Origin of the sequence: Pseudomonas sp. D3, assembly GCF_029320995.1 — a bacterium.
In the GTDB taxonomy this organism is placed as follows: domain Bacteria; phylum Pseudomonadota; class Gammaproteobacteria; order Pseudomonadales; family Pseudomonadaceae; genus Aquipseudomonas; species Aquipseudomonas paraveronii.
The window spans coordinates 1223230-1243696 of record NZ_CP119772.1 but is presented as its reverse complement, the minus strand read 5'-3'; the positions used below and the strand labels follow the sequence as shown (position 1 = coordinate 1243696).

Annotated in this window: 26 protein-coding genes; 12 read left to right on the top strand and 14 right to left on the bottom strand. The window is 60.0% G+C overall.

Annotated features, from left to right (window positions below; genetic code table 11):
• Window positions 1-23: 23 nt before the first annotated feature.
• A complete protein-coding gene (locus tag P3S72_RS05495) occupies window positions 24-491 on the bottom strand; it encodes a WbuC family cupin fold metalloprotein (RefSeq protein WP_276196541.1) in 468 nt (155 codons plus the stop codon).
• Window positions 492-494: 3 nt separating this feature from the next.
• Window positions 495-1052, bottom strand: a complete 558-nt coding sequence (locus tag P3S72_RS05490) for a hypoxanthine-guanine phosphoribosyltransferase (RefSeq protein ID WP_276196540.1) — start codon at window positions 1050-1052, stop codon at window positions 495-497.
• 163 nt (window positions 1053-1215) lie between these two features.
• Here P3S72_RS05490 and upp point away from each other — a divergent pair, with 163 nt between their 5' ends.
• Together upp and P3S72_RS05480 are read left to right on the top strand one after the other, a co-directional pair.
• Window positions 1216-1854, top strand: coding sequence for a uracil phosphoribosyltransferase (gene upp / locus P3S72_RS05485; RefSeq protein ID WP_247395974.1), 639 nt, complete (start codon window positions 1216-1218; stop codon window positions 1852-1854).
• Between the two features lie 2 nt (window positions 1855-1856).
• Window positions 1857-3131: a uracil-xanthine permease family protein gene (locus P3S72_RS05480; RefSeq protein WP_247395975.1), complete on the top strand. Its 1275-nt coding sequence runs from the start codon at window positions 1857-1859 to the stop codon at window positions 3129-3131.
• Window positions 3132-3260: 129 nt separating this feature from the next.
• On the opposite strand, the gene hisC is transcribed toward P3S72_RS05480, so the two are convergent.
• The 10 genes from hisC to P3S72_RS05430 all read right to left on the bottom strand — a co-directional run bounded on the left by hisC (window position 3261) and on the right by P3S72_RS05430 (window position 11551).
• A complete protein-coding gene (hisC, locus tag P3S72_RS05475; protein ID WP_276196539.1) occupies window positions 3261-4313 on the bottom strand; it encodes a histidinol-phosphate transaminase in 1053 nt (350 codons plus the stop codon).
• A gap of 3 nt (window positions 4314-4316) precedes the next feature.
• On the bottom strand, window positions 4317-5642 hold the full coding sequence (hisD, locus tag P3S72_RS05470) for a histidinol dehydrogenase (protein WP_276196538.1): 1326 nt from the start codon (window positions 5640-5642) through the stop codon (window positions 4317-4319).
• A 379-nt stretch (window positions 5643-6021) separates the two neighbouring features.
• On the bottom strand, window positions 6022-6657 hold the full coding sequence (gene hisG, locus P3S72_RS05465) for an ATP phosphoribosyltransferase (RefSeq protein WP_017845970.1): 636 nt from the start codon (window positions 6655-6657) through the stop codon (window positions 6022-6024).
• 216 nt (window positions 6658-6873) lie between these two features.
• A complete protein-coding gene (murA, locus tag P3S72_RS05460) occupies window positions 6874-8139 on the bottom strand; it encodes a UDP-N-acetylglucosamine 1-carboxyvinyltransferase (protein ID WP_247395978.1) in 1266 nt (421 codons plus the stop codon).
• Between the two features lie 23 nt (window positions 8140-8162).
• Window positions 8163-8402, bottom strand: a complete 240-nt coding sequence (locus P3S72_RS05455; protein ID WP_247395979.1) for a BolA family protein — start codon at window positions 8400-8402, stop codon at window positions 8163-8165.
• Between the two features lie 114 nt (window positions 8403-8516).
• On the bottom strand, window positions 8517-8822 hold the full coding sequence (locus P3S72_RS05450) for an STAS domain-containing protein (RefSeq protein WP_276196537.1): 306 nt from the start codon (window positions 8820-8822) through the stop codon (window positions 8517-8519).
• Window positions 8819-9466: an ABC transporter substrate-binding protein gene (locus tag P3S72_RS05445; protein ID WP_276196536.1), complete on the bottom strand. Its 648-nt coding sequence runs from the start codon at window positions 9464-9466 to the stop codon at window positions 8819-8821. Before P3S72_RS05445 ends, P3S72_RS05450 begins: the two co-directional genes overlap by 4 nt.
• A gap of 11 nt (window positions 9467-9477) precedes the next feature.
• The gene (gene mlaD / locus P3S72_RS05440) at window positions 9478-9945 is read right to left on the bottom strand and encodes an outer membrane lipid asymmetry maintenance protein MlaD (protein WP_247395982.1); all 468 of its coding nucleotides are present in this window, start codon (window positions 9943-9945) and stop codon (window positions 9478-9480) included.
• Entirely contained in the window at window positions 9945-10742 is a 798-nt protein-coding gene (gene mlaE / locus P3S72_RS05435) for a lipid asymmetry maintenance ABC transporter permease subunit MlaE (protein WP_247395983.1), read from the bottom strand. Before mlaE ends, mlaD begins: the two co-directional genes overlap by 1 nt.
• The gene (locus P3S72_RS05430) at window positions 10742-11551 is read right to left on the bottom strand and encodes an ATP-binding cassette domain-containing protein (protein WP_276196535.1); all 810 of its coding nucleotides are present in this window, start codon (window positions 11549-11551) and stop codon (window positions 10742-10744) included. The genes mlaE and P3S72_RS05430 overlap by 1 nt, the downstream gene beginning before the upstream one ends.
• A 315-nt stretch (window positions 11552-11866) precedes the next feature.
• On the opposite strand from P3S72_RS05430, the gene P3S72_RS05425 reads away from it, so the two are divergent.
• From P3S72_RS05425 to P3S72_RS05380, 10 genes are all read left to right on the top strand, one after another.
• The gene (locus P3S72_RS05425; RefSeq protein ID WP_276196534.1) at window positions 11867-12841 is read left to right on the top strand and encodes a KpsF/GutQ family sugar-phosphate isomerase; all 975 of its coding nucleotides are present in this window, start codon (window positions 11867-11869) and stop codon (window positions 12839-12841) included.
• A complete protein-coding gene (locus P3S72_RS05420; protein WP_017738753.1) occupies window positions 12842-13366 on the top strand; it encodes an HAD family hydrolase in 525 nt (174 codons plus the stop codon). It begins immediately after the preceding gene.
• A gap of 8 nt (window positions 13367-13374) precedes the next feature.
• Window positions 13375-13947, top strand: coding sequence for an LPS export ABC transporter periplasmic protein LptC (lptC, locus tag P3S72_RS05415; protein ID WP_276196533.1), 573 nt, complete (start codon window positions 13375-13377; stop codon window positions 13945-13947).
• Window positions 13934-14467 carry a lipopolysaccharide transport periplasmic protein LptA gene (lptA, locus tag P3S72_RS05410; protein WP_247395988.1) on the top strand — a complete coding sequence of 178 codons (534 nt, stop codon included), beginning with the start codon at window positions 13934-13936 and terminating at the stop codon, window positions 14465-14467. Before lptC ends, lptA begins: the two co-directional genes overlap by 14 nt.
• Entirely contained in the window at window positions 14467-15192 is a 726-nt protein-coding gene (lptB, locus tag P3S72_RS05405; RefSeq protein ID WP_049709979.1) for an LPS export ABC transporter ATP-binding protein, read from the top strand. The genes lptA and lptB overlap by 1 nt, the downstream gene beginning before the upstream one ends.
• A 197-nt stretch (window positions 15193-15389) precedes the next feature.
• A complete protein-coding gene (locus P3S72_RS05400) occupies window positions 15390-16883 on the top strand; it encodes an RNA polymerase factor sigma-54 (protein WP_247395989.1) in 1494 nt (497 codons plus the stop codon).
• A 75-nt stretch (window positions 16884-16958) separates the two neighbouring features.
• Window positions 16959-17264, top strand: coding sequence for a ribosome-associated translation inhibitor RaiA (gene raiA / locus P3S72_RS05395; protein ID WP_247395991.1), 306 nt, complete (start codon window positions 16959-16961; stop codon window positions 17262-17264).
• A 12-nt stretch (window positions 17265-17276) separates the two neighbouring features.
• Window positions 17277-17741, top strand: coding sequence for a PTS IIA-like nitrogen regulatory protein PtsN (ptsN, locus tag P3S72_RS05390; protein ID WP_247395993.1), 465 nt, complete (start codon window positions 17277-17279; stop codon window positions 17739-17741).
• A 2-nt stretch (window positions 17742-17743) separates the two neighbouring features.
• Window positions 17744-18601 carry an RNase adapter RapZ gene (gene rapZ / locus P3S72_RS05385; protein WP_276196532.1) on the top strand — a complete coding sequence of 286 codons (858 nt, stop codon included), beginning with the start codon at window positions 17744-17746 and terminating at the stop codon, window positions 18599-18601.
• Between the two features lie 16 nt (window positions 18602-18617).
• Entirely contained in the window at window positions 18618-18890 is a 273-nt protein-coding gene (locus tag P3S72_RS05380) for an HPr family phosphocarrier protein (RefSeq protein ID WP_276196531.1), read from the top strand.
• A 38-nt stretch (window positions 18891-18928) separates the two neighbouring features.
• Here the strand turns inward: P3S72_RS05380 and P3S72_RS05375 are convergent, their stop codons facing one another.
• Both P3S72_RS05375 and P3S72_RS05370 read right to left on the bottom strand, forming a co-directional pair.
• Complete coding sequence (locus tag P3S72_RS05375) at window positions 18929-19822, bottom strand: ZIP family metal transporter (protein ID WP_276196530.1); 894 nt, start codon at window positions 19820-19822, stop codon at window positions 18929-18931.
• A 33-nt stretch (window positions 19823-19855) separates the two neighbouring features.
• The gene (locus tag P3S72_RS05370) at window positions 19856-20467 is read right to left on the bottom strand and encodes a superoxide dismutase (protein WP_276196529.1); all 612 of its coding nucleotides are present in this window, start codon (window positions 20465-20467) and stop codon (window positions 19856-19858) included.

Genomic DNA, 20467 nt, shown 5'->3' with positions numbered 1-20467 from the left:
GAAAGATAGCCCAGCACTGTAGCTCAATCGAACTGGGCAAGCATCCAGCGTTGATACTCGGCCACATCGGCATCGCCTTCGCGAGGTGCCCAGTCGGCCAATTCGCCCTCGCCCACCGGTCGATACGGCCCGGCCTTGCACTCGAACATCACCGTGTCAGGCGCCAGCACGACCAAGCCATGGAATACCCCCGGCGGCAGATCGATGCCCGAACACTCGCCGCCCGCCTGCATCACACGCTTGGCGATCACTTCACCGCTGTCGCCGAACACCAGCACACCCAGGCGCCCCTGGAGCACCAGCAGGGTTTCTGCCTTGTCCGCGCTCAGGTGCCGATGAGGCGGCACGTAGGTGCTGGGTTGCAAGCCCACGGCGAGGCGATGGCAGGGCTCTTCCATTTCGTGGAAGTTGTGGTGGTGTCGGCCACGAGGGCTGGCGGCCGCTTTCTCGGCCAATTCAGCAAACAGCGTCTGATCAAGAAAGCGAGTCATGCATTACATCCCTTTAACGGCGTAAATCCCATTGGCATTACGCCAGTAACCTTTGTAGTCCATGCCATAACCGAAGATGTAGCGGTCGATGCACGGCAGGCCGACGAAATCGGCTTTCATCTCAGGCCGAGCCTTACGGTCGTGGTCTTTGTCGATCAGCACGGCGGTGTGGACTTTGCGGGCACCGGAGTGTTTGCAGAAGTCGATGATCGCGCCCAGGGTGTGCCCTTCATCGAGGATGTCGTCGATGATCAGCACGTCGCGGTCCATGAACGAGACTTCCGGCTTGGCTTTCCAGAACAGGTCGCCGCCGCTGGTTTCGTTGCGATAACGCGTGGCGTGCAAGTAGGACGCTTCCAGCGGAAAGTGCAGATGGGTCAGCAATTTTCCAGCGAAGATCAGACCACCATTCATCACGCAGAAGACCACCGGGTTGGTGTCGGCCATTTCGCGGTTGATCTGTGCGCCGACCTTGGCGATCGCCTCTTCGACTTGCGCTTCGGTGTACAGGCAGTCAGCCTCGCGCATGATTTGACGGATATGCTCGAGATCAGCGGACATGGCGCTCTCCAGGGGGTGCTGTGGCAAGAAAAGCGGGCAAAGGTACGCATGTGAAGCGCAACGTTCAAGCCTTAATGGACTAACGTGCTAGATGTCTATAGGACAACACCCTCGGATAGATTAATCTAGGCCGTTTTTTTTGCCCGCCGCCGGAGCCTTTCCCATGCCCACTCGCGAGATCCGCCATCCGCTGATCCGACACAAGCTCGGCCTTATGCGCCGCGCCGACATTAGCACGAAGAACTTCCGTGAGCTTGCTCAGGAAGTCGGAGCGTTGCTCACCTACGAAGCCACCAAAGACCTGCCCCTGGAAAGCTACGAGATCTGCGGTTGGGCCGGTCCCGTCCAGGTCGAGAAAATCGCCGGCAAGAAAATCACCGTAGTGCCGATCCTGCGCGCCGGCATTGGCATGCTCGAAGGCGTACTCAGCCTGATCCCGGGCGCAAAAGTCAGCGCCGTGGGCGTCGCCCGCAATGAACAAACACTGCAGGCCCACACCTACCTGGAAAAACTCGTACCGGAAATCAACGAGCGCCTGGCGATGATCATCGACCCGATGCTCGCCACCGGCAGTTCCATGGTTGCCACCATCGACCTGCTGAAGAAGGCCGGTTGCAAGGACATCCGCGCCATGGTGCTGGTCGCCGCGCCCGAAGGTATCGCCGCCGTCGAGAAGGCTCATCCGGACGTGCAGATCTACACCGCGTCCATCGATGAGCGCTTGAACGAACACGGCTACATCATCCCAGGCCTGGGCGACGCCGGTGACAAGATCTTCGGTACCAAGCAGAAGGACGCGTGAGCATGCAGGATGAATTCAACGACCCGCTTTGGCGCCAGATCCTGTCTGGCGCACAAATGCTCTTCGTAGCATTTGGCGCGTTGGTGTTGATGCCGCTGATCACAGGTCTCGATCCAAACGTCGCACTGTTCACCGCAGGCCTGGGCACGTTGCTGTTCCAGGTGGTGACCGGACGGCAGGTGCCGGTGTTTCTGGCGTCGAGCTTTGCCTTTATCACCCCGATCATTCTCGCCAAGGGCCAGTTCGGCCTGGCGGCGACCATGGGCGGGGTGATGGCGGCCGGTTTCGTTTATACCTTCATGGGCCTGGCGGTGAAGATCAAGGGCACCGGTTTCATCGACCGGCTGCTGCCGCCGGTGGTGATCGGCCCGGTGATCATTTCCATCGGCCTGGCGATGGCGCCGATTGCCGCCAATATGGCGATGGGTAAATCCGGCGACGGCGCCGAGTTGATCCATTACCAGACGGCGATGCTGATCTCGATGCCGGCGCTGCTGACCACAGTGATCGTGGCCGTGTTCGGCAAGGGCATTTTCCGCCTGGTGCCGATCATCTCCGGCGTGCTGGTGGGCTTTGCCATGGCGTTCTACTTTGGCGTGGTCGATACGGCCAAAATTGCCGCCGCACCGTGGTTCGCCCTGCCCCACTTCACCGCGCCGGAATTCAACTGGCAGGCGATCCTGTTTATCGTCCCGGTGGCCCTGGCGCCGGCGATCGAGCATATCGGCGGTGTGATCGCGGTGGGCAGCGTGACCGGTCGCGACTACCTGAAGAAGCCCGGCCTGCACCGCACCCTGCTGGGTGACGGCATTGCCACCACAGCCGCCGGCCTATTTGGCGGCCCGCCGAACACCACCTACGCCGAAGTGACCGGCGCAGTGATGCTGACCAAGAACTACAACCCGAAAATCATGACCTGGGCGGCGGTGTTTGCCATCAGCCTGGCGTTTATCGGCAAGTTCGGCGCACTGCTGCAGAGCATTCCGGTACCGGTGATGGGCGGGATTCTGTGCCTGCTGTTCGGCTCGATTGCTGCCGTGGGCATGAACACGCTGATTCGCCACAAGATCGACCTGGGCGAAGCGCGCAATCTGGTGATTGTGTCGGTGACGCTGGTGTTCGGGATTGGCGGTGTGCTGGTCGGCACCGGCAACGGCCCGGACGATTTCGGCCTGAAGGGCATCGCCCTGTGTGCGGTGGTGGCGATTGGTTTGAACCTGCTGCTGCCGGGCAATGACGGCTGGAAGCACAAGAAGCCGGATGACCCGCTGATCTAACCAGCACTGCAAAACTGAATGTGGGAGGGGGCTTGCCCCCGATGACGGAGTGTCAGTCGACATCTAAACGACTGATCTACCGCTATCGGGGGCAAGCCCCCTCCCACATTTTTAGATCTTCAGTGTGACTTAGAGCTCGCCTAGGCCATCGATCAGCGCCTGGTTCTGCTCCGGCGTACCGATGCTGATCCGCAGGAACTGGTCAATCCGCGCCTGCTTGAAGTGCCGCACAATCACCCCTTGCTCACGCAACTTGGCCGCCAGGCCGGCGGCGTCGTGCCGTGGGTGACGAGCAAAGATGAAGTTGGCCGCCGACGGCAGCACTTCAAAACCTTTCTCCTCCAACTGCCCGACGACCTTTTCACGGCTGTCGATCACCCACCGGCACGTCTTCTCGACGTACTCACGGTCATCGAACGCCGCCGCCGCGCCGACAATCGCCAGGCGATCGAGCGGATAGGAGTTGAAGCTGTTCTTGACCCGCTCCAGCGCCTCGATCAGGTCCGGGTGGCCCACGGCCAGGCCCACGCGCAAACCGGCCAGTGAGCGCGATTTGGACAAGGTCTGGGTGACCAGCAGGTTCGGGTAGCGATCCACCAGACCGATGGCGGTTTCGCCGCCGAAGTCGACGTAGGCTTCATCCACCACCACCACCGAATCCGGGCTGGCCTTGAGGATCTGCTCCACCGCGTCCAGCGTCAGTACGCAGCCGGTCGGCGCATTCGGGTTAGGGAAGATGATCCCGCCGTTCGGCCTGGCGTAGTCCGCTACGCGGATCTGGAACTGCTCATCCAGCGGCACCGGGTCGGACTTGATGCCGTAGAGGCCGCAGTACACCGGATAGAAGCTGTAGCTGATATCCGGAAACAACAGCGGCAGGTCGTGCTGGAACAGCGCGTGGAAGATGTGTGCCAGGACTTCATCGGAACCATTGCCGAGGAACACTTTGCCGGCGTCGATCGCGTAAAAGCGGGCCACGGCCTGCTTGAGCAGGTCGCTGTTAGGGTCCGGATACAGGCGCAGGTTGTCGTTCAACTCGGCCTGCATGGCCGCCAGCGCCTTGGGCGACGGGCCGTAGGGGTTTTCATTGGTGTTGAGCTTGACCAGCTTGCTCAGCTTGGGCTGCTCACCGGGTACGTAAGGCACGAGGTCCTTGACGAAGGGGCTCCAGAATTTGCTCATGTCTCAGTTCCCCTTATTGTCTTCAAGGATGCGGTATTCGGCGCTACGTGCGTGGGCGCTCAAGGATTCGCCACGGGCCAGTACCGAGGCGGTCTTGCCCAGCTCGGAAGCGCCTTGTGGCGAGCAGAAGATGATCGACGAACGCTTCTGGAAGTCATACACCCCCAGTGGCGACGAGAAGCGCGCGGTGCCGGAGGTCGGCAACACGTGGTTGGGACCTGCGCAGTAGTCGCCCAGGGCTTCGCTGGTGTGGCGGCCCATGAAGATCGCCCCGGCGTGACGAATCGACGGCAGCCAGGCTTGCGGGTCGGCCACGGACAACTCCAAGTGCTCCGGTGCGATGCGATTGGCCACTTCGATGGCCTGCTCCATGTCGCGCACCAGGATCAGCGCACCACGGCCATTGATCGACTTCTCGATGATCTCGGCGCGGTCCATGCTCGGCATCAGCTTGTTGATGCTGGCGGCGACCTGGTCGAGGAACTCGGCGTCAGGGCTGACCAGAATCGCTTGGGCGTCTTCGTCATGTTCGGCCTGGGAGAACAGGTCCATGGCGATCCAGTCCGGGTCGGTCTGGCCGTCACACACCACGAGGATTTCCGAAGGGCCGGCGATCATGTCGATACCGACCTGGCCAAACACGTGGCGCTTGGCGGTGGCGACATAGATGTTGCCGGGGCCGACCACTTTGTCGACCTTCGGCACGCTTTCAGTGCCGTAGGCCAACGCCGCGACAGCCTGGGCGCCGCCGATGGTGAACACACGGTCGACACCGGCGATGCAGGCTGCCGCGAGGACCAGCTCGTTGATTTCACCGCGCGGCGTCGGCACCACCATGACCACTTCGGTCACACCGGCGACCTTGGCCGGAATCGCGTTCATCAATACCGACGACGGGTACGAGGCTTTACCGCCCGGCACGTACAGCCCGGCGCGATCCAGCGGCGTGACCTTCTGGCCCAGCACGGTGCCGTCGGCCTCGGTGTAGCTCCAGGAATCCTGTTTCTGCTTCTCGTGGTAACTGCGCACCCGCGCCGCCGCGAGTTCCAGGGCTTCGCGCTGCGGCACGGTAATGCGCGTCAGGGCCAGCTCCAGGCGTTCGCGGGGCAGGATCAGGTCCGACATGGACTTGACGTCCAAACCGTCGAACTGGCGGGTGAAGTCCACCAACGCGGCGTCACCGCGCTCGCGCACGGCCTTGATGATGTCGAGCACCCGCTGGTTGACCGAGTCGTCGGACACACTTTCCCAACTCAGCAGATGATCCAGATGATGGGCGAAATCCGGGTCGGCAGCGTTGAGTCGGGCAATTGCAGTGGACGTGGTCATAGCGAGGGCCTCATAGGATTGGCAAAAACTCAGGCGCCCGAAGGTGCGCTGACATTCAATAACGAATCGCGTTGGTGCTGCGGTCGTGCCAGGCAAGGCGCGGGACGCCGGTAAGGGTTGTTTCCTTACCAAGTCCCGCAACGCAGCATGGCGCGGCCACAGTACCAACCCGTAGGGCCTTGCCTCAAAAGGCAGGCTGCTACGCGTGGCTAGGTATTGAAAAAGAATCTTCTACTAACATAACTTGCCTTTTGGGGTAAGGCGCGATTCGTTATTGAACGTCAGCGCACCTTCCCAGCAGTCGTTTTCCGCTTGGGCACCTGAGAATTCTGGCTATGAGGCGGATAGACGGGCGCAGCCGTTTGGCTACGCGGGTGAGTCAACCGCGGTGTCGAGACTCCACTGCGTTGCGCAGGGTGTCGATCAACGCCTGGATACGCGCGTGCTGCATCTTCATCGATGCCTTGTTGACGATCAGGCGAGAGCTGATGTCAGCAATGAAATCCTGGGGCTCCAGGCCGTTGGCGCGCAGGGTGTTGCCGGTGTCGACCACGTCGATGATCTTGTCGGCCAGGCCGATCAGCGGTGCCAGCTCCATCGAGCCGTACAGCTTGATGATATCGACCTGGCGGCCTTGCTCCGCGTAGTAACGCTTGGCGATATTGACGAACTTGGTGGCCACCCGCAGGCGCCCCTTGGGCTCGACGTCACCGACCCGGCCAGCGGTCATCAGCTTGCACAGGGCAATACGCAGGTCCAGTGGTTCGTACAGGCCCTGGCCACCGTATTCCATCAATACGTCTTTACCGGCGACACCCAGGTCGGCGGCACCGTGTTCAACGTAGGTCGGCACATCGGTAGCCCGCACGATCAGCAGGCGAACGTCGTCCTGGGTCGTAGGGATGATCAACTTGCGGCTCTTGTCCGGATTCTCGGTCGGCACGATGCCCGCTTCAGCCAGAAGCGGCAAAGTGTCGTCAAGGATACGGCCCTTGGACAGTGCGATGGTCAACATGGGAAACGTCAGTCCTTCATCAGGCTATTGCGGTCTGGTCGCAAACGGCGCCAGACACAGATCGAGGCCATTACAGCCTCGATTTGAAACAAATCAGCTAACCGCAAACTGTGGCGAGGGCGCTTGCTCCCGTTGGACTGCGTAGCAGTCCCGCTCTTGGGGCCGCTTCGCGACCCAGCGGGAGCAAGCTCCCTCGCCACAATTGCAGTCCTTGGACTAGCCCGGTACCCGGCGGATCTTCGCGCCGAGCATCTGCAGTTTTTCTTCGATGCACTCGTAGCCACGGTCTATGTGGTAGATGCGGTCGATCAGCGTGTCGCCCTCTGCGCACAGTGCGGAGATCACCAGGCTGGCCGAGGCCCGCAGGTCGGTGGCCATGACGGGCGCGCCTTTGAGCTTGTCGATGCCGGTCACAATGGCCGTGTTGCCTTCGACCTGGATCTTCGCGCCCATGCGGTGCAGTTCATACACGTGCATGAAGCGGTTTTCAAAGATGGTCTCGATCACGGCACCGGTGCCTTCGGCAATCGCGTTCAGGGAGATGAACTGCGCTTGCATGTCGGTCGGGAACGCCGGGTACGGGGCGGTCCGCACGTTGACGGCTTTTGGCCGCTTGCCGTGCATGTTCAGCTCGATCCAATCTTCACCGGTGGTGATTTCAGCGCCGGCTTCCTTAAGTTTTTCCAGTACGGACTCAAGGATGGTCGGATCAGTGTCCTTGACCTTGACGCGACCACCGGTGACGGCGGCGGCGACCAGGTAGGTCCCGGTCTCGATGCGGTCCGGCATCACCTTGTAGGTGGCCGAATGCAGGCGTTTTACACCTTCAATGGTGATGGTGTCGGTGCCGGCGCCGCGGATGTTGGCGCCCATGGCGATCAGGAAGTTGGCCAGGTCGACCACTTCCGGCTCGCGCGCGGCGTTTTGCAACACACTGCGACCGTTAGCCAGGGCCGCGGCCATCATGATGTTCTCGGTACCGGTCACGCTCACGGTATCAAAGAAGAAGCTGGCGCCACGCAGGCCGCCTTCCGGCGCCTTGGCCTTGATGTAGCCGCCTTCGACGTCAATGGTAGCACCCATGGCTTCAAGACCACGGATGTGCAGGTCCACCGGACGCGAACCGATCGCGCAACCGCCAGGCAGGGCCACTTCGGCTTCGCCGAAACGGGCGACCATCGGGCCAAGCACCAGGATCGACGCGCGCATGGTTTTCACCAGCTCATACGGGGCGATCAGAGTCTTGATGGTGCGCGGGTCGATTTCAACCGACAGTTTTTCGTCGATCACCGGCTCAATGCCCATGCGACCGAACAGCTCGATCATGGTGGTGATGTCGTGCAGGTGCGGCAGGTTGGCCACGGTCACAGGGCCATCGCACAGCAGGGTCGCTGCCAGGATCGGCAAGGCGGAGTTTTTCGCACCGGAAATGCGGATCTCGCCATCAAGGCGGGCACCGCCGGTAATAATCAATTTATCCATAAGAATCTCGACGCCTTGGGGGCTCAGGTGCGCTCGGCCCAGGCCGCGCGGCTGAAAAATTTCATAGTGACCGCATGGATGCTGCCATCGGTGATCCACGGGTTCAAATGGGCATAGACCTGCTGTTGACGCTTGACCGGGCTCAGCGCCGCCAGTTCATCGCTAATCAAATTCAGCTGGAAGTTGCAGCCTTCGCCTTCAACTTCTACGTTCGTTTCCGGCAGCTTTCCTTCAAGGAAGCTCTTAACTTCTAGGGCCTGCATGCTCAACCTCTATCGGCGCCCAGTGCGCACGGGTCGCACATCATACAAAAAAGCCCCGCGCCTGCGAACCCCGCATAGCAGGACTCTGACGGGGGGCTTCCTTGAAAATGTGTATTAAGGATGCGCCAACAGCTCGGTCAGACCGTAAACCTCGGCAATTTCACGCATGTCATCGGGCAGCGCACTTATGCTGACCGGTTTTTTGGCTGCCTCGGCATCACGTATAAAGCACAGCAGTAACGACAAACCGACGCTGCTGGACTTGCTCACCGCCGAGCAATCGAGCACCAGCGACGGCGCGGTGCTCGCTTTGATCAGCGCCTGCCCCTGCTTGCGCAAGTCCGGCCCGGTGCGGTAATCCAGCACACCGCTGAGGAACAACTCGCCGGCGTCGCCGATACGAACAGCCGCCTCGGTCATTGCGCGGGCTTCCCAGCAGCTTTATCGGTCTCTTCCTTGGCCTTGGCCACTTCACCAGCCCAACCATTGATGGTCTTGTCCAGGTCGTTGCCATTGCGCTGCATCGCATCAGCGAACTGGTCACGGAACAGCTTGCCGATGTTGATACCGTTGATGATCACGTTACGCAGCTTCCACTCGCCGCTGACCTTTTCCAACGTGTACTGCACAGGATAGATCGCGCCGTTGCTGCCCTTGACGGTCATGCCGACACTGGTGCGATCGCCCGACTCATCCTTGGCGGGATCGACAGTGATCCCCTGGTTGTTGTATTCGAGCAGGGCGTTACCGTAGAACTGGAACAGGCCCTTCTTGAAGTTTTCCTGGAATGTCTGCATCTGCGCGGGCGTGGCCTTGCGCGAATACTTGACCGTCATGATGCTGCGCGAAATACCTTCGGCGTCCACGACCGGGCCGACAATGGTATTGAGCGAGTCGTAAAACTTAGTCGGGTCTTGCTTGTACTGTTCTTTATTGGCGGTCAGGTCAGCCAACATTTTGCTGGTCGTGTCCTGCACCAGTTCGTGCGCAGAACCCGCCGCGTTGGCCATCAACGGCAGTGCTGCAAGCAGTACCAGCAGACCACGTCGCAAGGTAGAGATCATGAACAGAGTCCTCATTTGGCGTCTTTATTGACCGTATTGAGCAGGAATTTACCGATCAGGTCCTCAAGCACCAGCGACGACTGTGTGTCGTGGATGGTCGAGCCATCCTTGAGCAGAGCAGTTTCACCACCCACGCTGATCCCGATGTATTTCTCGCCCAGCAAGCCCGCAGTGAGGATAGACGCAGTAGAGTCGGTTGGTAGGTTATCTACCTTCTTGTCCAACTGCATCGTCACTCGCCCGGTGAAGCTGTCGCGATCCAGATCGATTGCCGAGACCTTGCCGATGGTCACACCGGCCATGGTCACTTTAGCTCTGACAGTCAAACCGGCGATATTGTCGAAGTACGCGTAAAGTTTATAAGTATCGGCGGTGGGACTGGCCGAAAGGCCACTGACTCGCAGGGCCAGCAACAGTAAAGCCAGGATGCCAGCCAGCAAGAAAAGGCCGACACCGATTTCCACAGTGCGGTTTTGCATCAGAAGTCTCCAAACATCAAGGCGGTCATAATGAAGTCAAGGCCCAGTACCGCCAGCGAGGCGTACACAACGGTCTTGGTGGTGGCGCGACTGATCCCTTCTGAAGTGGGCTCACAGTCATAGCCTTGGAATACGGCGATCCAGGTCACGACAAAGGCGAAGACAATGCTCTTTATAATGCCATTGAGCACGTCGCCGTTGAAGGTCACGCTGTTTTGCATGTTGGCCCAGTAGGAGCCGTCGTAGACCCCCAGCCAGTCCACCGCAACCCATGAACCGCCCCAGATACCCACCACGCTGAAGATCATCGCCAGCAGCGGCAGGGAAATGAAGCCGGCCCACAGGCGCGGTGCAACAATGTACTTGAGCGGGTCCACACCGATCATCTCCAGGCTGGACAACTGCTCGGTGGACTTCATGTTGCCGATTTCGGCGGTCAGCGCAGAACCGGCGCGCCCGGCGAACAACAGGGCCGCGACGACCGGGCCGAGTTCACGCAACAGCGTCAGGGCGACCATCTGCCCCACCGCCTGTTCCGAGCCGTAGCTGGACAGGATATTGAAGCCTTGCAACGCCAGCACCATGCCGATGAAGAGCCCGGAGACCACGATGATCACCAGGGACATCACACCGACGGCGTGCAGTTGCTTGATTAGCAGACCGAAGCTGCCGCCAATGCCACCACGGCCGAGCAAGGCGTGGAACAGGAAAATCGTCGAACGGCCGAGCACTTCGATGATGTCGATGCCGGAACGACCGAAAAGGCGCACCTTCTCGATAAGAGATGTCTTGCGCATCAGCGCTTCCCCAGAAGATCTGAGCGGTAGTCCGCTGCCGGAAAATGAAAAGGCACCGGGCCATCGGGATCGCCGGTCATGAATTGGCGAATGCGCGGGTTGTCAGCGTTCATCAGTTCTTCCGGCGTTCCCTGCCCCAGCACCTGGCCATCACCGACCACATAGAGGTAGTCGGCGATGCTCGCGGTCTCGGCCAGGTCGTGGGAGACCACGATACTGGTAATCCCCAGCGCATCGTTGAGCAGGCGGATCAGGCGCACCAGCACGCCCATGGCGATCGGGTCCTGCCCCACGAAGGGTTCGTCATACATGAGAATCTGCGGATCGAGGGCAATAGCACGCGCCAATGCGACACGACGCTTCATGCCGCCGGACAGTTCGTCCGGCATCAGGTCGAGGGCTCCGCGAAGGCCCACGGCTTGCAGTTTCAGCAGCACAATGTCACGAATCATTTCATCGGACAGCTGAGTATGCACCCGCAGCGGAAACGCGACGTTTTCGAACACATCGAGGTCGGTGAACAGCGCACCGCTTTGGAACAGGACCCCCATGTGCTTGCGCGCATCGAACAGATCGCTGCGCGACAGCGTCGGCAGGTTCTGGCCGTTGACCCATACTTCGCCTGCGTTGGGGCGCAATTGCATGCCCATCAGGCGCAACAGGGTGGTCTTGCCGCAACCGGAAGGCCCCATGATGCCCGTGACCTTGCCGCGGGGAATGCGAATATCGACGTTATTGAAGATGCTGCGCGTCCCGCGCTTGAAGGTAAGGCCCTTCAGCTCGACCGCGTAGGCGTTATCGGCACTCATCTAAACTCCTTGGGATGCAGCCTTTCACTCAGACACCACGTTTGCGACAAACGTTTGCAACGGTTGCGCAATATATAGTTAGCCACATGGGCTGGGTGGACCGAGCTGGCGGCGAACTATATCACTGCTGGTGCAGAGCCCCCAAGGCCGGAACAGCGCTTGTTCAGATTGGGGACAGGGAAAAAACGTTGCTGGCTATGTTACCGAGGAAGGAGTCTGAAGCGCCTGACGACTAAAGGCTGACGAACTTGCGTGAGGGAATTGATCATTACCGTTATAATCGCCGACTTTTCGTCAGGCTATACGATTTCAGACATGAGCCAATCCAGCGACCTTATCCAATCCGCACAACGCACCATCCGCCTCGAGCTTGAAGCCGTAGAAGGCTTGTTGGCCCATATCGACGCAGATTTCGTGCGCGCCTGCGAGATGATTCTGGCCAGCAAAGGCCGCGTTGTCGTGGTCGGCATGGGCAAGTCCGGTCACGTCGGCAACAAGATCGCCGCCACCCTGGCAAGCACCGGGACCACAGCGTTTTTCGTCCACCCGGCCGAAGCCAGCCATGGTGACATGGGCATGATCACCAAGGATGACATCATCCTCGCACTGTCCAACTCCGGCACCACCAACGAAATCGTGACCCTGCTGCCGCTGATCAAACGCCTGGGCATCCAGATGATCAGCATCACCGGCAACCCGGAGTCGACACTGGCCAAGGCCGCCGAAGTAAACCTGAATGTTCACGTGACCGCTGAGGCCTGCCCGCTGAACCTGGCACCGACCTCCTCCACCACCGCCGCGCTGGTCATGGGCGATGCCTTGGCCGTGGCGCTGCTGGAAGCGCGCGGTTTTACGGCGGAAGACTTCGCGTTTTCCCATCCGGGCGGTGCGCTGGGCCGACGCCTGCTGTTGAAAGTGGAAAACGTCATGCATTCCGGCGATGAACTGCCCCAGGTACAGCGCGGTACCCTGCTGAAGGACGCGCTCATGGAGATGACCCGCAAGGGCCTGGGCATGACCGTGGTCCTGGAAGCCGACGGACGCCTGGCCGGCGTCTTCACCGACGGAGACCTGCGCCGCACCCTGGACCGCACTATCGATATCCACACCGCCACCATCGATGCGGTGATGACCCCCCACGGCAAGACTGCACGCGCGGAAATGCTGGCGGCCGAGGCCCTGAAGATCATGGAAGACCATAAGATCGGCGCGCTGGTGGTGGTCGATGGCGACGACCGCCCGATTGGCGCCCTGAACATGCACGACTTGCTGCGTGCGGGAGTGATGTAAATGACCAGCGACCTGTTGCAACGCGGCAAACACATCAAGTTGGCGATTTTCGACGTTGACGGCGTGCTGACCGATGGCCGCCTTTACTTCCTCGAAGACGGCAGCGAATTCAAGACGTTCAACACCCTCGACGGCCAGGGCATCAAGATGCTCATGGCGGCGGGCGTGCAAACAGCGATTATCAGCGGTCGAAAAACCCCGGTTGTGGAACGCCGCGCACAAAACCTGGGGATTCCTCACCTGTATCAGGGCCGGGAGGATAAACTAGTCGTCTTGGACGAGCTGCTTGGCCAACTCAACCTAAGCTATGAGCAGGTTGCCTATCTGGGCGACGACCTGCCCGACCTGCCGGTGATCCGCCGGGTGGGCTTGGGCATGGCTGTCGCCAATGCGGCGGCATTTGTTCGCGAGCATGCCCACGGCATCACCACGGCCCGTGGCGGCGAAGGCGCCGCCCGCGAGTTCTGCGAGTTGATCCTGCGTGCCCAGGGCAGCCTTGAAGCGGCCCACGCCGCCTACCTATAGAGCGTTTTATGCTGAGCAAAAAGATTCGCAACTTCCTGCTATTCGGGGTCATCGCCGCGCTGCTCCTGGCGGTTGGCTACTGGAATATCAGCCCGGAGCGCTTTCTCGACCAGCCTGTTGCGCAGGCTGACCAAGGCGCTATCGACTATTACGCCACCAATGCCTACAGCGTGCAGTTCCTACCTGACGGCAAAGTGCAGTACGAAATGACATCGGACAAAGTCGAACACTTGAAGGCATCCGAAGTCACCCTGCTGACCAACCCCGACCTGAATCTGTACCGCGGCACCGAATTCCCCTGGCACGTCACCAGCAAGCGTGGCGAAGTCAACCCGGACGGCACCGAAGTGGAACTGATCGACTCGGTACGCGTCGCACGGACTGACGCGCAGAACCGCGACACCATCATTACCAGCAGTCGCATGACCGTATTCCCACAGAAGCAATATGCGCAGACCGAGCAAGACGTTAGAATCGACGGCGCTGGCGGTGTATCGACTGGCAAGGGAATGAAAGCGTATTTGAAAGAAAGCAGGATACACCTGCTATCGAACGTAAGAGGACAGTATGAGGCTCGTTAAAACCCTCCCTATTTTGCTCGGTCTGGGCGCAGCACTGGGAAGCGTGAGCGCCTGGGCTCTGCCGAACGATAGCCAGCAACCGATCCACATTTCGGCCGACGATGCACAGCTCGATGACAAACAAGGCGTCGCGACCTACACCGGTGGCGTGATCATTACCCAGGGCTCGATGAAGATCACCGGCAACACGGTGACGCTGACTCGCACCCCTGCTGGCGACATCGACGTTGTGACTTCCGTGGGCAACCTGGCTTACTTCGAACAGAAGCAGGCGCCCGCCGATACCGCACCAATGAAGGGCTACGGCAAAACCATCCAGTATCACGCCCAGCAAAACCGCATCGTGCTGATCGACCAGGCCAAGGTACTGAGCCCCGACGGCAACTCCACGGAAGGTGAAAAGATCACCTATGACACCGTGAAGCAGATCGCCAACGCCGGTCGCGCCAACGGCAGCAAGGTCACCGCACCACGCCCACGTATCGACATGGTTATCCAGCCGAAGAAGAAGGCCGAGTAATGGCAACCCTGAAAGCCCAGCATCTGGCCAAGGCCTATAAAGGCCGTCAGGTCGTGCGCGACGTCAGCCTGTCGATCGACAGCGGCCAGATCGTCGGCCTGCTTGGCCCCAACGGTGCCGGCAAAACCACTTGCTTCTATATGATCGTCGGCCTGGTTCAGGCAGACCAGGGTCGCGTGTTGATCGACGACCTGGACGTCAGCCACCAGCCGATGCACGGCCGCGCGCGCGCCGGTATCGGCTATCTCCCCCAGGAGGCGTCGATCTTCCGCAAACTGTCGGTCGCCGATAACATCATGGCGATCCTCGAGACCCGTAAGGAACTCGACCGCGACGGCCGCCGCAAGGAGCTGGAAAGCCTGCTGCAGGAGTTCCACATCAACCACATCCGCGACAACCTCGGCATGAGCTTGTCCGGTGGTGAACGTCGCCGCGTGGAGATTGCCCGCGCACTGGCCACTGCGCCGAAGTTCATCCTGCTGGACGAACCTTTTGCCGGTGTCGACCCGATCTCGGTTGGCGACATCAAGCAGATCATCCATCACCTCAAGGCCAAGGGCATCGGTGTACTGATCACCGACCACAATGTCCGCGAGACCCTCGATATCTGCGAAACTGCATATATCGTCAATGATGGGCAACTGATCGCAGAAGGCGATTCGGCCACTATTCTGGCCAACGAACTGGTCAAGGAAGTGTATCTGGGCCACGAGTTCCGCCTGTAAGCCTGCCGGTAGAAAATGGCGGTGGCAGGCCGTTCGCCAAGGTGCGCGGGAGTCAATGAAAACCTCCGGATTTTTATTGTTACCGCGCTCTAGGCAAAGCCCCCGATATCAGGCATATAATTTGCTTATGTTTGGCGCTCACGCGCCCTGTCGTGGATGGCGCATTGCGCCGGCGAATAAGGTGTTAAGCCCCTGCCATGAAACCATCGCTAGTCCTGAGAATGGGCCAGCAGCTGACGATGACACCGCAGCTGCAACAGGCCATCCGCCTGCTCCAATTGTCGACACTGGACCTACAACAGGAAATCCAGGAAGCCTTGGAGTCCAATCCGATGCTCGAACGCCAGGAAGAAGGCGACGACTTCGATAATGCAGACCCACTGGCCGACAACGTCGAGCAAAAACCCAATTCCGATGTGCAGGAACCCTCTTACCAGGAAACCGCCCCTACGGTGGATAACCTGGAGGAAGGCGAATGGAACGAACGCATCCCCAACGAACTTCCCGTGGACACCGCCTGGGAGGACGTCTACCAGACCAGCGCCAGCAGCCTGCCGAGCAATGATGACGACGAGTGGGATTTCACCACCCGCACCTCAGCCGGCGAGAGCCTGCAGAGCCACTTGCTGTGGCAATTGAACCTGGCGCCGATGTCCGACACCGATCGCCTGATCGCCGTGACCCTGATCGACTGCATCAATAACCAGGGTTATCTGGACGAGACGCTCGAAGAGATTCTTGAAGCCTTCGACCCGGAACTGGACATCGAGCTGGACGAAATCGAAGCCGTCCTGCACCGCATCCAGCAGTTCGAGCCCGCCGGCATTGGCGCACGCAACCTTAGCGAGTGCCTGTTGCTGCAATTGCGCCAACTGCCCGCCAAGACCCCTTGGCTCGCTGAAGCCCAGCGCCTGGTCACCGACTACATCGACCTGCTGGGCAGCCGCGACTACAGCCAACTGATGCGCCGCATGAAGCTCAAGGAAGACGACCTGCGCCACGTCATCGAGCTGGTGCAAAGCCTCAACCCGCGTCCGGGCTCGCAGATCGAGTCCAGCGAAGCCGAATACGTCGTCCCCGATGTAATCGTGCGCAAGGACAACGAGCGCTGGCTGGTGGAACTGAACCAGGAATCGGTGCCGCGCCTGCGGGTCAACCCGCAATATGCCGGTTTCGTGCGTCGTGCCGACACCAGTGCCGACAACACCTTCATGCGCAACCAGTTGCAGGAAGCGCGCTGGTTCATCAAGAGCCTGCAAAGCCGCAACGAAACCCTGATGAAAGTGGCCACCCAGATCGTCGAGCACCAGCGCGGCTTCCTGGAATACGGCGACGAAGCGATGAAACCCCTGGTTCTGCACGACATCGCAGAAGCGGTGGGCATGCACGAATCGACGATTTCCCGGGTAACGACGCAAAAATTCATGCATACCCCGCGGGGTATATATGAGCTGAAGTACTTTTTCTCCAGCCATGTCAGCACCTCCGAAGGCGGCGAATGCTCGTCCACGGCGATCCGCGCGATCATCAAAAAACTGGTTGCCGCGGAAAATCAGAAAAAGCCGTTGAGTGACAGCAAGATCGCTGGTTTACTGGAGGCACAAGGCATTCAGGTCGCCCGTCGAACCGTCGCCAAGTACCGCGAGTCCCTTGGGATTGCGCCTTCCAGCGAGCGTAAGCGTTTGATGTGACGGGCAGGCCACAGCGTTCCAGTGGCGGGTATTCCTACCCGTCGCTTTATGCACTGGCAACGAAGGAGAAGCTGTATGCAAGTCAATATCAGTGGACACCAACTGGAAGTGACCGAAGCGCTGCGCACTTATATCGGCGAAAAACTCAAACGAATTGAGGGGCATTTCGACAAGATCACCAACGTGCAAGTCATTATGACTGTCGAAAAGCTGAAGCAGAAAATCGAAGCCACCTTGCGTATACCCGGCGGGGAAGTCGTCGCCAATGCTGAGCATTCTGATATGTATGCCGCCATTGACGACCTGACCGACAAGCTGGATCGCCAAATCAAAAAGCATAAGGAAAAGCAGCAGAGCCTCCTTCAGGGCACCGGCCGCTAACACTCCCCACCCATGATCCGACTTGAAACCATCCTGACTCCCGGCCGTTCCGTTGTGAACGCGCCGGGGGGCAGCAAGAAGAAAGCCCTCGAACAGATTGCCAACCTGATCAGCAAACAAGTGCCTGAATTGGAGATGCAAGATGTCTACGAGGCTCTGATTGCCCGTGAAAAACTCGGCTCGACCGGTTTTGGTAACGGCATCGCCATTCCTCACTGCCGCCTCAAAGGCTGCGAGACACCTGTCAGCGCCCTGCTGCACCTGGACGCTCCCATCGATTTCGACGCCATCGACGGTGCGCCGGTCGACCTGCTGTTTGTGTTGCTGGTCCCGCAAGCCGCCACCGATGCACACCTGGAACTGCTCCGGCAGATTGCAAGCATGCTCGACCGCAAGGAAGTACGCGACAAACTGCGCAGCGCCAGCAGCAATGAGGCGTTGTATCAGGTTGTCCTGGATGAACAAAACGGGCATTAATCATGCGTTTGATCATCGTCAGCGGCCGCTCCGGCTCAGGTAAAAGCACCGCCCTCAATGTTCTTGAGGACAACGGTTTCTATTGCATCGACAACTTGCCCGCAGGCCTGCTGCCGGAGTTGGCGGAGCGCGCACTGATCCACACCGAACTGGCACAGCCGTTGGTGGCCGTTTCGATTGATGCCCGCAATCTGCCCAGCCACCTCTCGCGCTTCCCGGAACTGCTCGAGGAAGTCCGTGCCAAGCACATTCACTGCGATGTGCTGTACCTGGATGCCGACGAAGAAACCCTGCTCAAACGCTTCTCCGAGACTCGTCGACGCCACCCCCTCAGCAGCCCACACCGTTCGCTGGCCGAAGCCATCGAGGACGAGACCACGCTGCTGGGGCCGATCATTGACCTCGCCGACCTCAAGATCAACACCACCAGCCTCAACCTGTACCAACTACGCGATGCGATCAAGCTACGCCTGCTGAACCAGCCTGAACCCGGCACGGCCTTTCTGGTCGAGTCGTTTGGCTTCAAGCGCGGTATGCCGGTGGATGCCGACCTGGTATTCGATGTGCGCTGCCTGCCCAATCCTTACTGGAAGCCTGAGTTGCGTGATCAATCAGGGCTGGACCAGCCTGTGGCGGACTATCTGGCCGCGCAACCGGATGTCGAGGAGATGTTCCAGGACATCTCCAGCTACCTGCTCAAATGGTTGCCGCGCTTTGCCGCGAGCAATCGGGCCTATGTCACCATTGCCATCGGCTGCACCGGCGGCCACCACCGTTCCGTCTATCTGACCGAACGCCTGGGCCAGACGCTGCAACAAACCCTCAAGAACGTCCAGGTTCGCCACCGAGACCTTAGCTGAAAGGAACACCCCCGCGATGCCCGCTCTGGAAATTGAAATCATCAACAAGCTGGGCCTGCACGCCCGGGCCTCAGCCAAGTTCGTCGGCATCGCCGGGCAGTTCCCCTGCCAGGTCCGCGCTGGGCGCACCCCAGAATCCATGGTCGACGGCAAAAGCATCATGGCGATGATGATGCTGGCCGCCGGCAAGGGCACCAAGATTCATTTGAAGACGGAAGGCGAGCAAGAGCAGGAAGCGATGGACGCCCTGGTCAAGCTGATCAATAACTTCTTTGATGAGGGTGAATAAGCCCACCCTTTGAGACAGCGGCTGAAGCCGCAACAGCTTCAGCCCAGCGCGGTATCCATCACCATCATCAAACAGAACCCAATGCACAATCCCAGGCTGGCGAGCTGTTCATGGCCATTGCGCCGCGACTCGGGGACCACCTCGTGAGTGACCACCAGCAGCATCGCGCCGGCAGCCAACGCCAAGCCTAGCGGTAGCAACACTTCTGCCAGGCTCACCAACCAGGCGCAAAGCACGGCAAATATCGGCTCGACCAGACCCGAGGCCGCACCGATCAGGAACGCCTTGACCCGCGACATCCCTGCCCCGGCCAACACCAACGCAATCACTAGGCCTTCGGGCACATCCTGCAAGGCAATGCCCATGGCCAGGCTGTCGGCATCCGGCATACCGCCGCCCGCCGAAACGCCCACGGCCATACCCTCCGGGATGTTGTGCGCAATGATGGCAAATACGAACAGCCAGATGCGTGGCGGGATCACCGGGTGCTCCGGCGTGCCGACCAGCATTTCCGGGCTGGCACCGGAGACCTTGCGGTCGACCAGGTACAACCCGAACGCCCCCAGCAGGATGCCAACGCTGATCAAGCCACTCGCGCCCCACGGGGTGAGCCCCAGGCCTTCAGCCGCCGCAATGCCCGGTACGATCAGTGAAAACGCTGTCGCCGCGAGCATCACTCCGGCACCGAAACCCAGCAAGGTATCGCTCAACGCTGCCGGCATGCGCCGGATAACCAACACAGGCACGGCGCCCAACGCGGTGCCGAGCGCGCAGATCGCCCCACCCTGCAGGGCTCGCAGGATGCGCGGCTCCAAGTCCAGCCAGGCGAATCCTTGAGCCACCAGCAATGCAGTACCTGCCAATAGCAGCAGCGAGCCAAACGTATAACGAAACATTCGCACGCCGCTGATCGCCAGTGTTTCAGTGCCCATAGTCAGCCTTAAGTCTTGGTAGAGAGGGTGATATCAGGCCAGGGCGGCCTGGTAGCGGGCAGCAACTTCCGGCCAGTTGATAACCCTGTAGAAAGCATTGATGTATTCAGGCCGACGGTTCTGGTAGAGCAGGTAGTAGGCGTGTTCCCACACATCCAGGCCGAGGATCGGAGTGTTGCCGTTCATGAGCGGGCTGTCCTGGTTGCCGCTGCTCTCCACCACTAAGGTCTTTTGCGGGGTGACGCTCAGCCAGGCCCAGCCGCTGCCGAAGCGCGTCAACGCGGCTTTGGTGAAGGCGTCCTTGAAACTGTCGAAGCCGTCCAGTTGCTCATCGATCGCCTGGCCCAGCGCGCCCTCGGGTTTGCCGCCACCTTTGGGCGACATTACCGCCCAGAACAACGAGTGGTTGGCATGACCACCGCCTTGATTGATCACCGCAGCGCGCAGTTTCTCGGGCAGTTGCTGGACGCTCGATACCAGCTTCTCTACCGGCCAGCCCGCAAACTCGGTGCCCTCCACGGCGGCATTGAGGTTGTTGATATAAGCCTGGTGGTGCTTGGTGTAGTGAATTTCCATGGTTTGCGCATCGATATGCGGCTCCAGGGCATCGTAGGCGTAAGGCAAGGCAGGCAAGGTGTAGGACAT

Coding starts and splice junctions, on each gene's coding strand:
- P3S72_RS05495 (WP_276196541.1), bottom strand. CDS start 491: ATGACTCGCTTTCTTGATCAGACGCTGTTTGCTGAATTGGCCGAGAAA.
- P3S72_RS05490 (WP_276196540.1), bottom strand. CDS start 1,052: ATGTCCGCTGATCTCGAGCATATCCGTCAAATCATGCGCGAGGCTGAC.
- upp (WP_247395974.1), top strand. CDS start 1,216: ATGCCCACTCGCGAGATCCGCCATCCGCTGATCCGACACAAGCTCGGC.
- P3S72_RS05480 (WP_247395975.1), top strand. CDS start 1,857: ATGCAGGATGAATTCAACGACCCGCTTTGGCGCCAGATCCTGTCTGGC.
- hisC (WP_276196539.1), bottom strand. CDS start 4,313: ATGAGCAAATTCTGGAGCCCCTTCGTCAAGGACCTCGTGCCTTACGTA.
- hisD (WP_276196538.1), bottom strand. CDS start 5,642: ATGACCACGTCCACTGCAATTGCCCGACTCAACGCTGCCGACCCGGAT.
- hisG (WP_017845970.1), bottom strand. CDS start 6,657: ATGTTGACCATCGCACTGTCCAAGGGCCGTATCCTTGACGACACTTTG.
- murA (WP_247395978.1), bottom strand. CDS start 8,139: ATGGATAAATTGATTATTACCGGCGGTGCCCGCCTTGATGGCGAGATC.
- P3S72_RS05455 (WP_247395979.1), bottom strand. CDS start 8,402: ATGCAGGCCCTAGAAGTTAAGAGCTTCCTTGAAGGAAAGCTGCCGGAA.
- P3S72_RS05450 (WP_276196537.1), bottom strand. CDS start 8,822: ATGACCGAGGCGGCTGTTCGTATCGGCGACGCCGGCGAGTTGTTCCTC.
- P3S72_RS05445 (WP_276196536.1), bottom strand. CDS start 9,466: ATGATCTCTACCTTGCGACGTGGTCTGCTGGTACTGCTTGCAGCACTG.
- mlaD (WP_247395982.1), bottom strand. CDS start 9,945: ATGCAAAACCGCACTGTGGAAATCGGTGTCGGCCTTTTCTTGCTGGCT.
- mlaE (WP_247395983.1), bottom strand. CDS start 10,742: ATGCGCAAGACATCTCTTATCGAGAAGGTGCGCCTTTTCGGTCGTTCC.
- P3S72_RS05430 (WP_276196535.1), bottom strand. CDS start 11,551: ATGAGTGCCGATAACGCCTACGCGGTCGAGCTGAAGGGCCTTACCTTC.
- P3S72_RS05425 (WP_276196534.1), top strand. CDS start 11,867: ATGAGCCAATCCAGCGACCTTATCCAATCCGCACAACGCACCATCCGC.
- P3S72_RS05420 (WP_017738753.1), top strand. CDS start 12,842: ATGACCAGCGACCTGTTGCAACGCGGCAAACACATCAAGTTGGCGATT.
- lptC (WP_276196533.1), top strand. CDS start 13,375: ATGCTGAGCAAAAAGATTCGCAACTTCCTGCTATTCGGGGTCATCGCC.
- lptA (WP_247395988.1), top strand. CDS start 13,934: ATGAGGCTCGTTAAAACCCTCCCTATTTTGCTCGGTCTGGGCGCAGCA.
- lptB (WP_049709979.1), top strand. CDS start 14,467: ATGGCAACCCTGAAAGCCCAGCATCTGGCCAAGGCCTATAAAGGCCGT.
- P3S72_RS05400 (WP_247395989.1), top strand. CDS start 15,390: ATGAAACCATCGCTAGTCCTGAGAATGGGCCAGCAGCTGACGATGACA.
- raiA (WP_247395991.1), top strand. CDS start 16,959: ATGCAAGTCAATATCAGTGGACACCAACTGGAAGTGACCGAAGCGCTG.
- ptsN (WP_247395993.1), top strand. CDS start 17,277: ATGATCCGACTTGAAACCATCCTGACTCCCGGCCGTTCCGTTGTGAAC.
- rapZ (WP_276196532.1), top strand. CDS start 17,744: ATGCGTTTGATCATCGTCAGCGGCCGCTCCGGCTCAGGTAAAAGCACC.
- P3S72_RS05380 (WP_276196531.1), top strand. CDS start 18,618: ATGCCCGCTCTGGAAATTGAAATCATCAACAAGCTGGGCCTGCACGCC.
- P3S72_RS05375 (WP_276196530.1), bottom strand. CDS start 19,822: ATGGGCACTGAAACACTGGCGATCAGCGGCGTGCGAATGTTTCGTTAT.
- P3S72_RS05370 (WP_276196529.1), bottom strand. CDS start 20,467: ATGTCCTACACCTTGCCTGCCTTGCCTTACGCCTACGATGCCCTGGAG.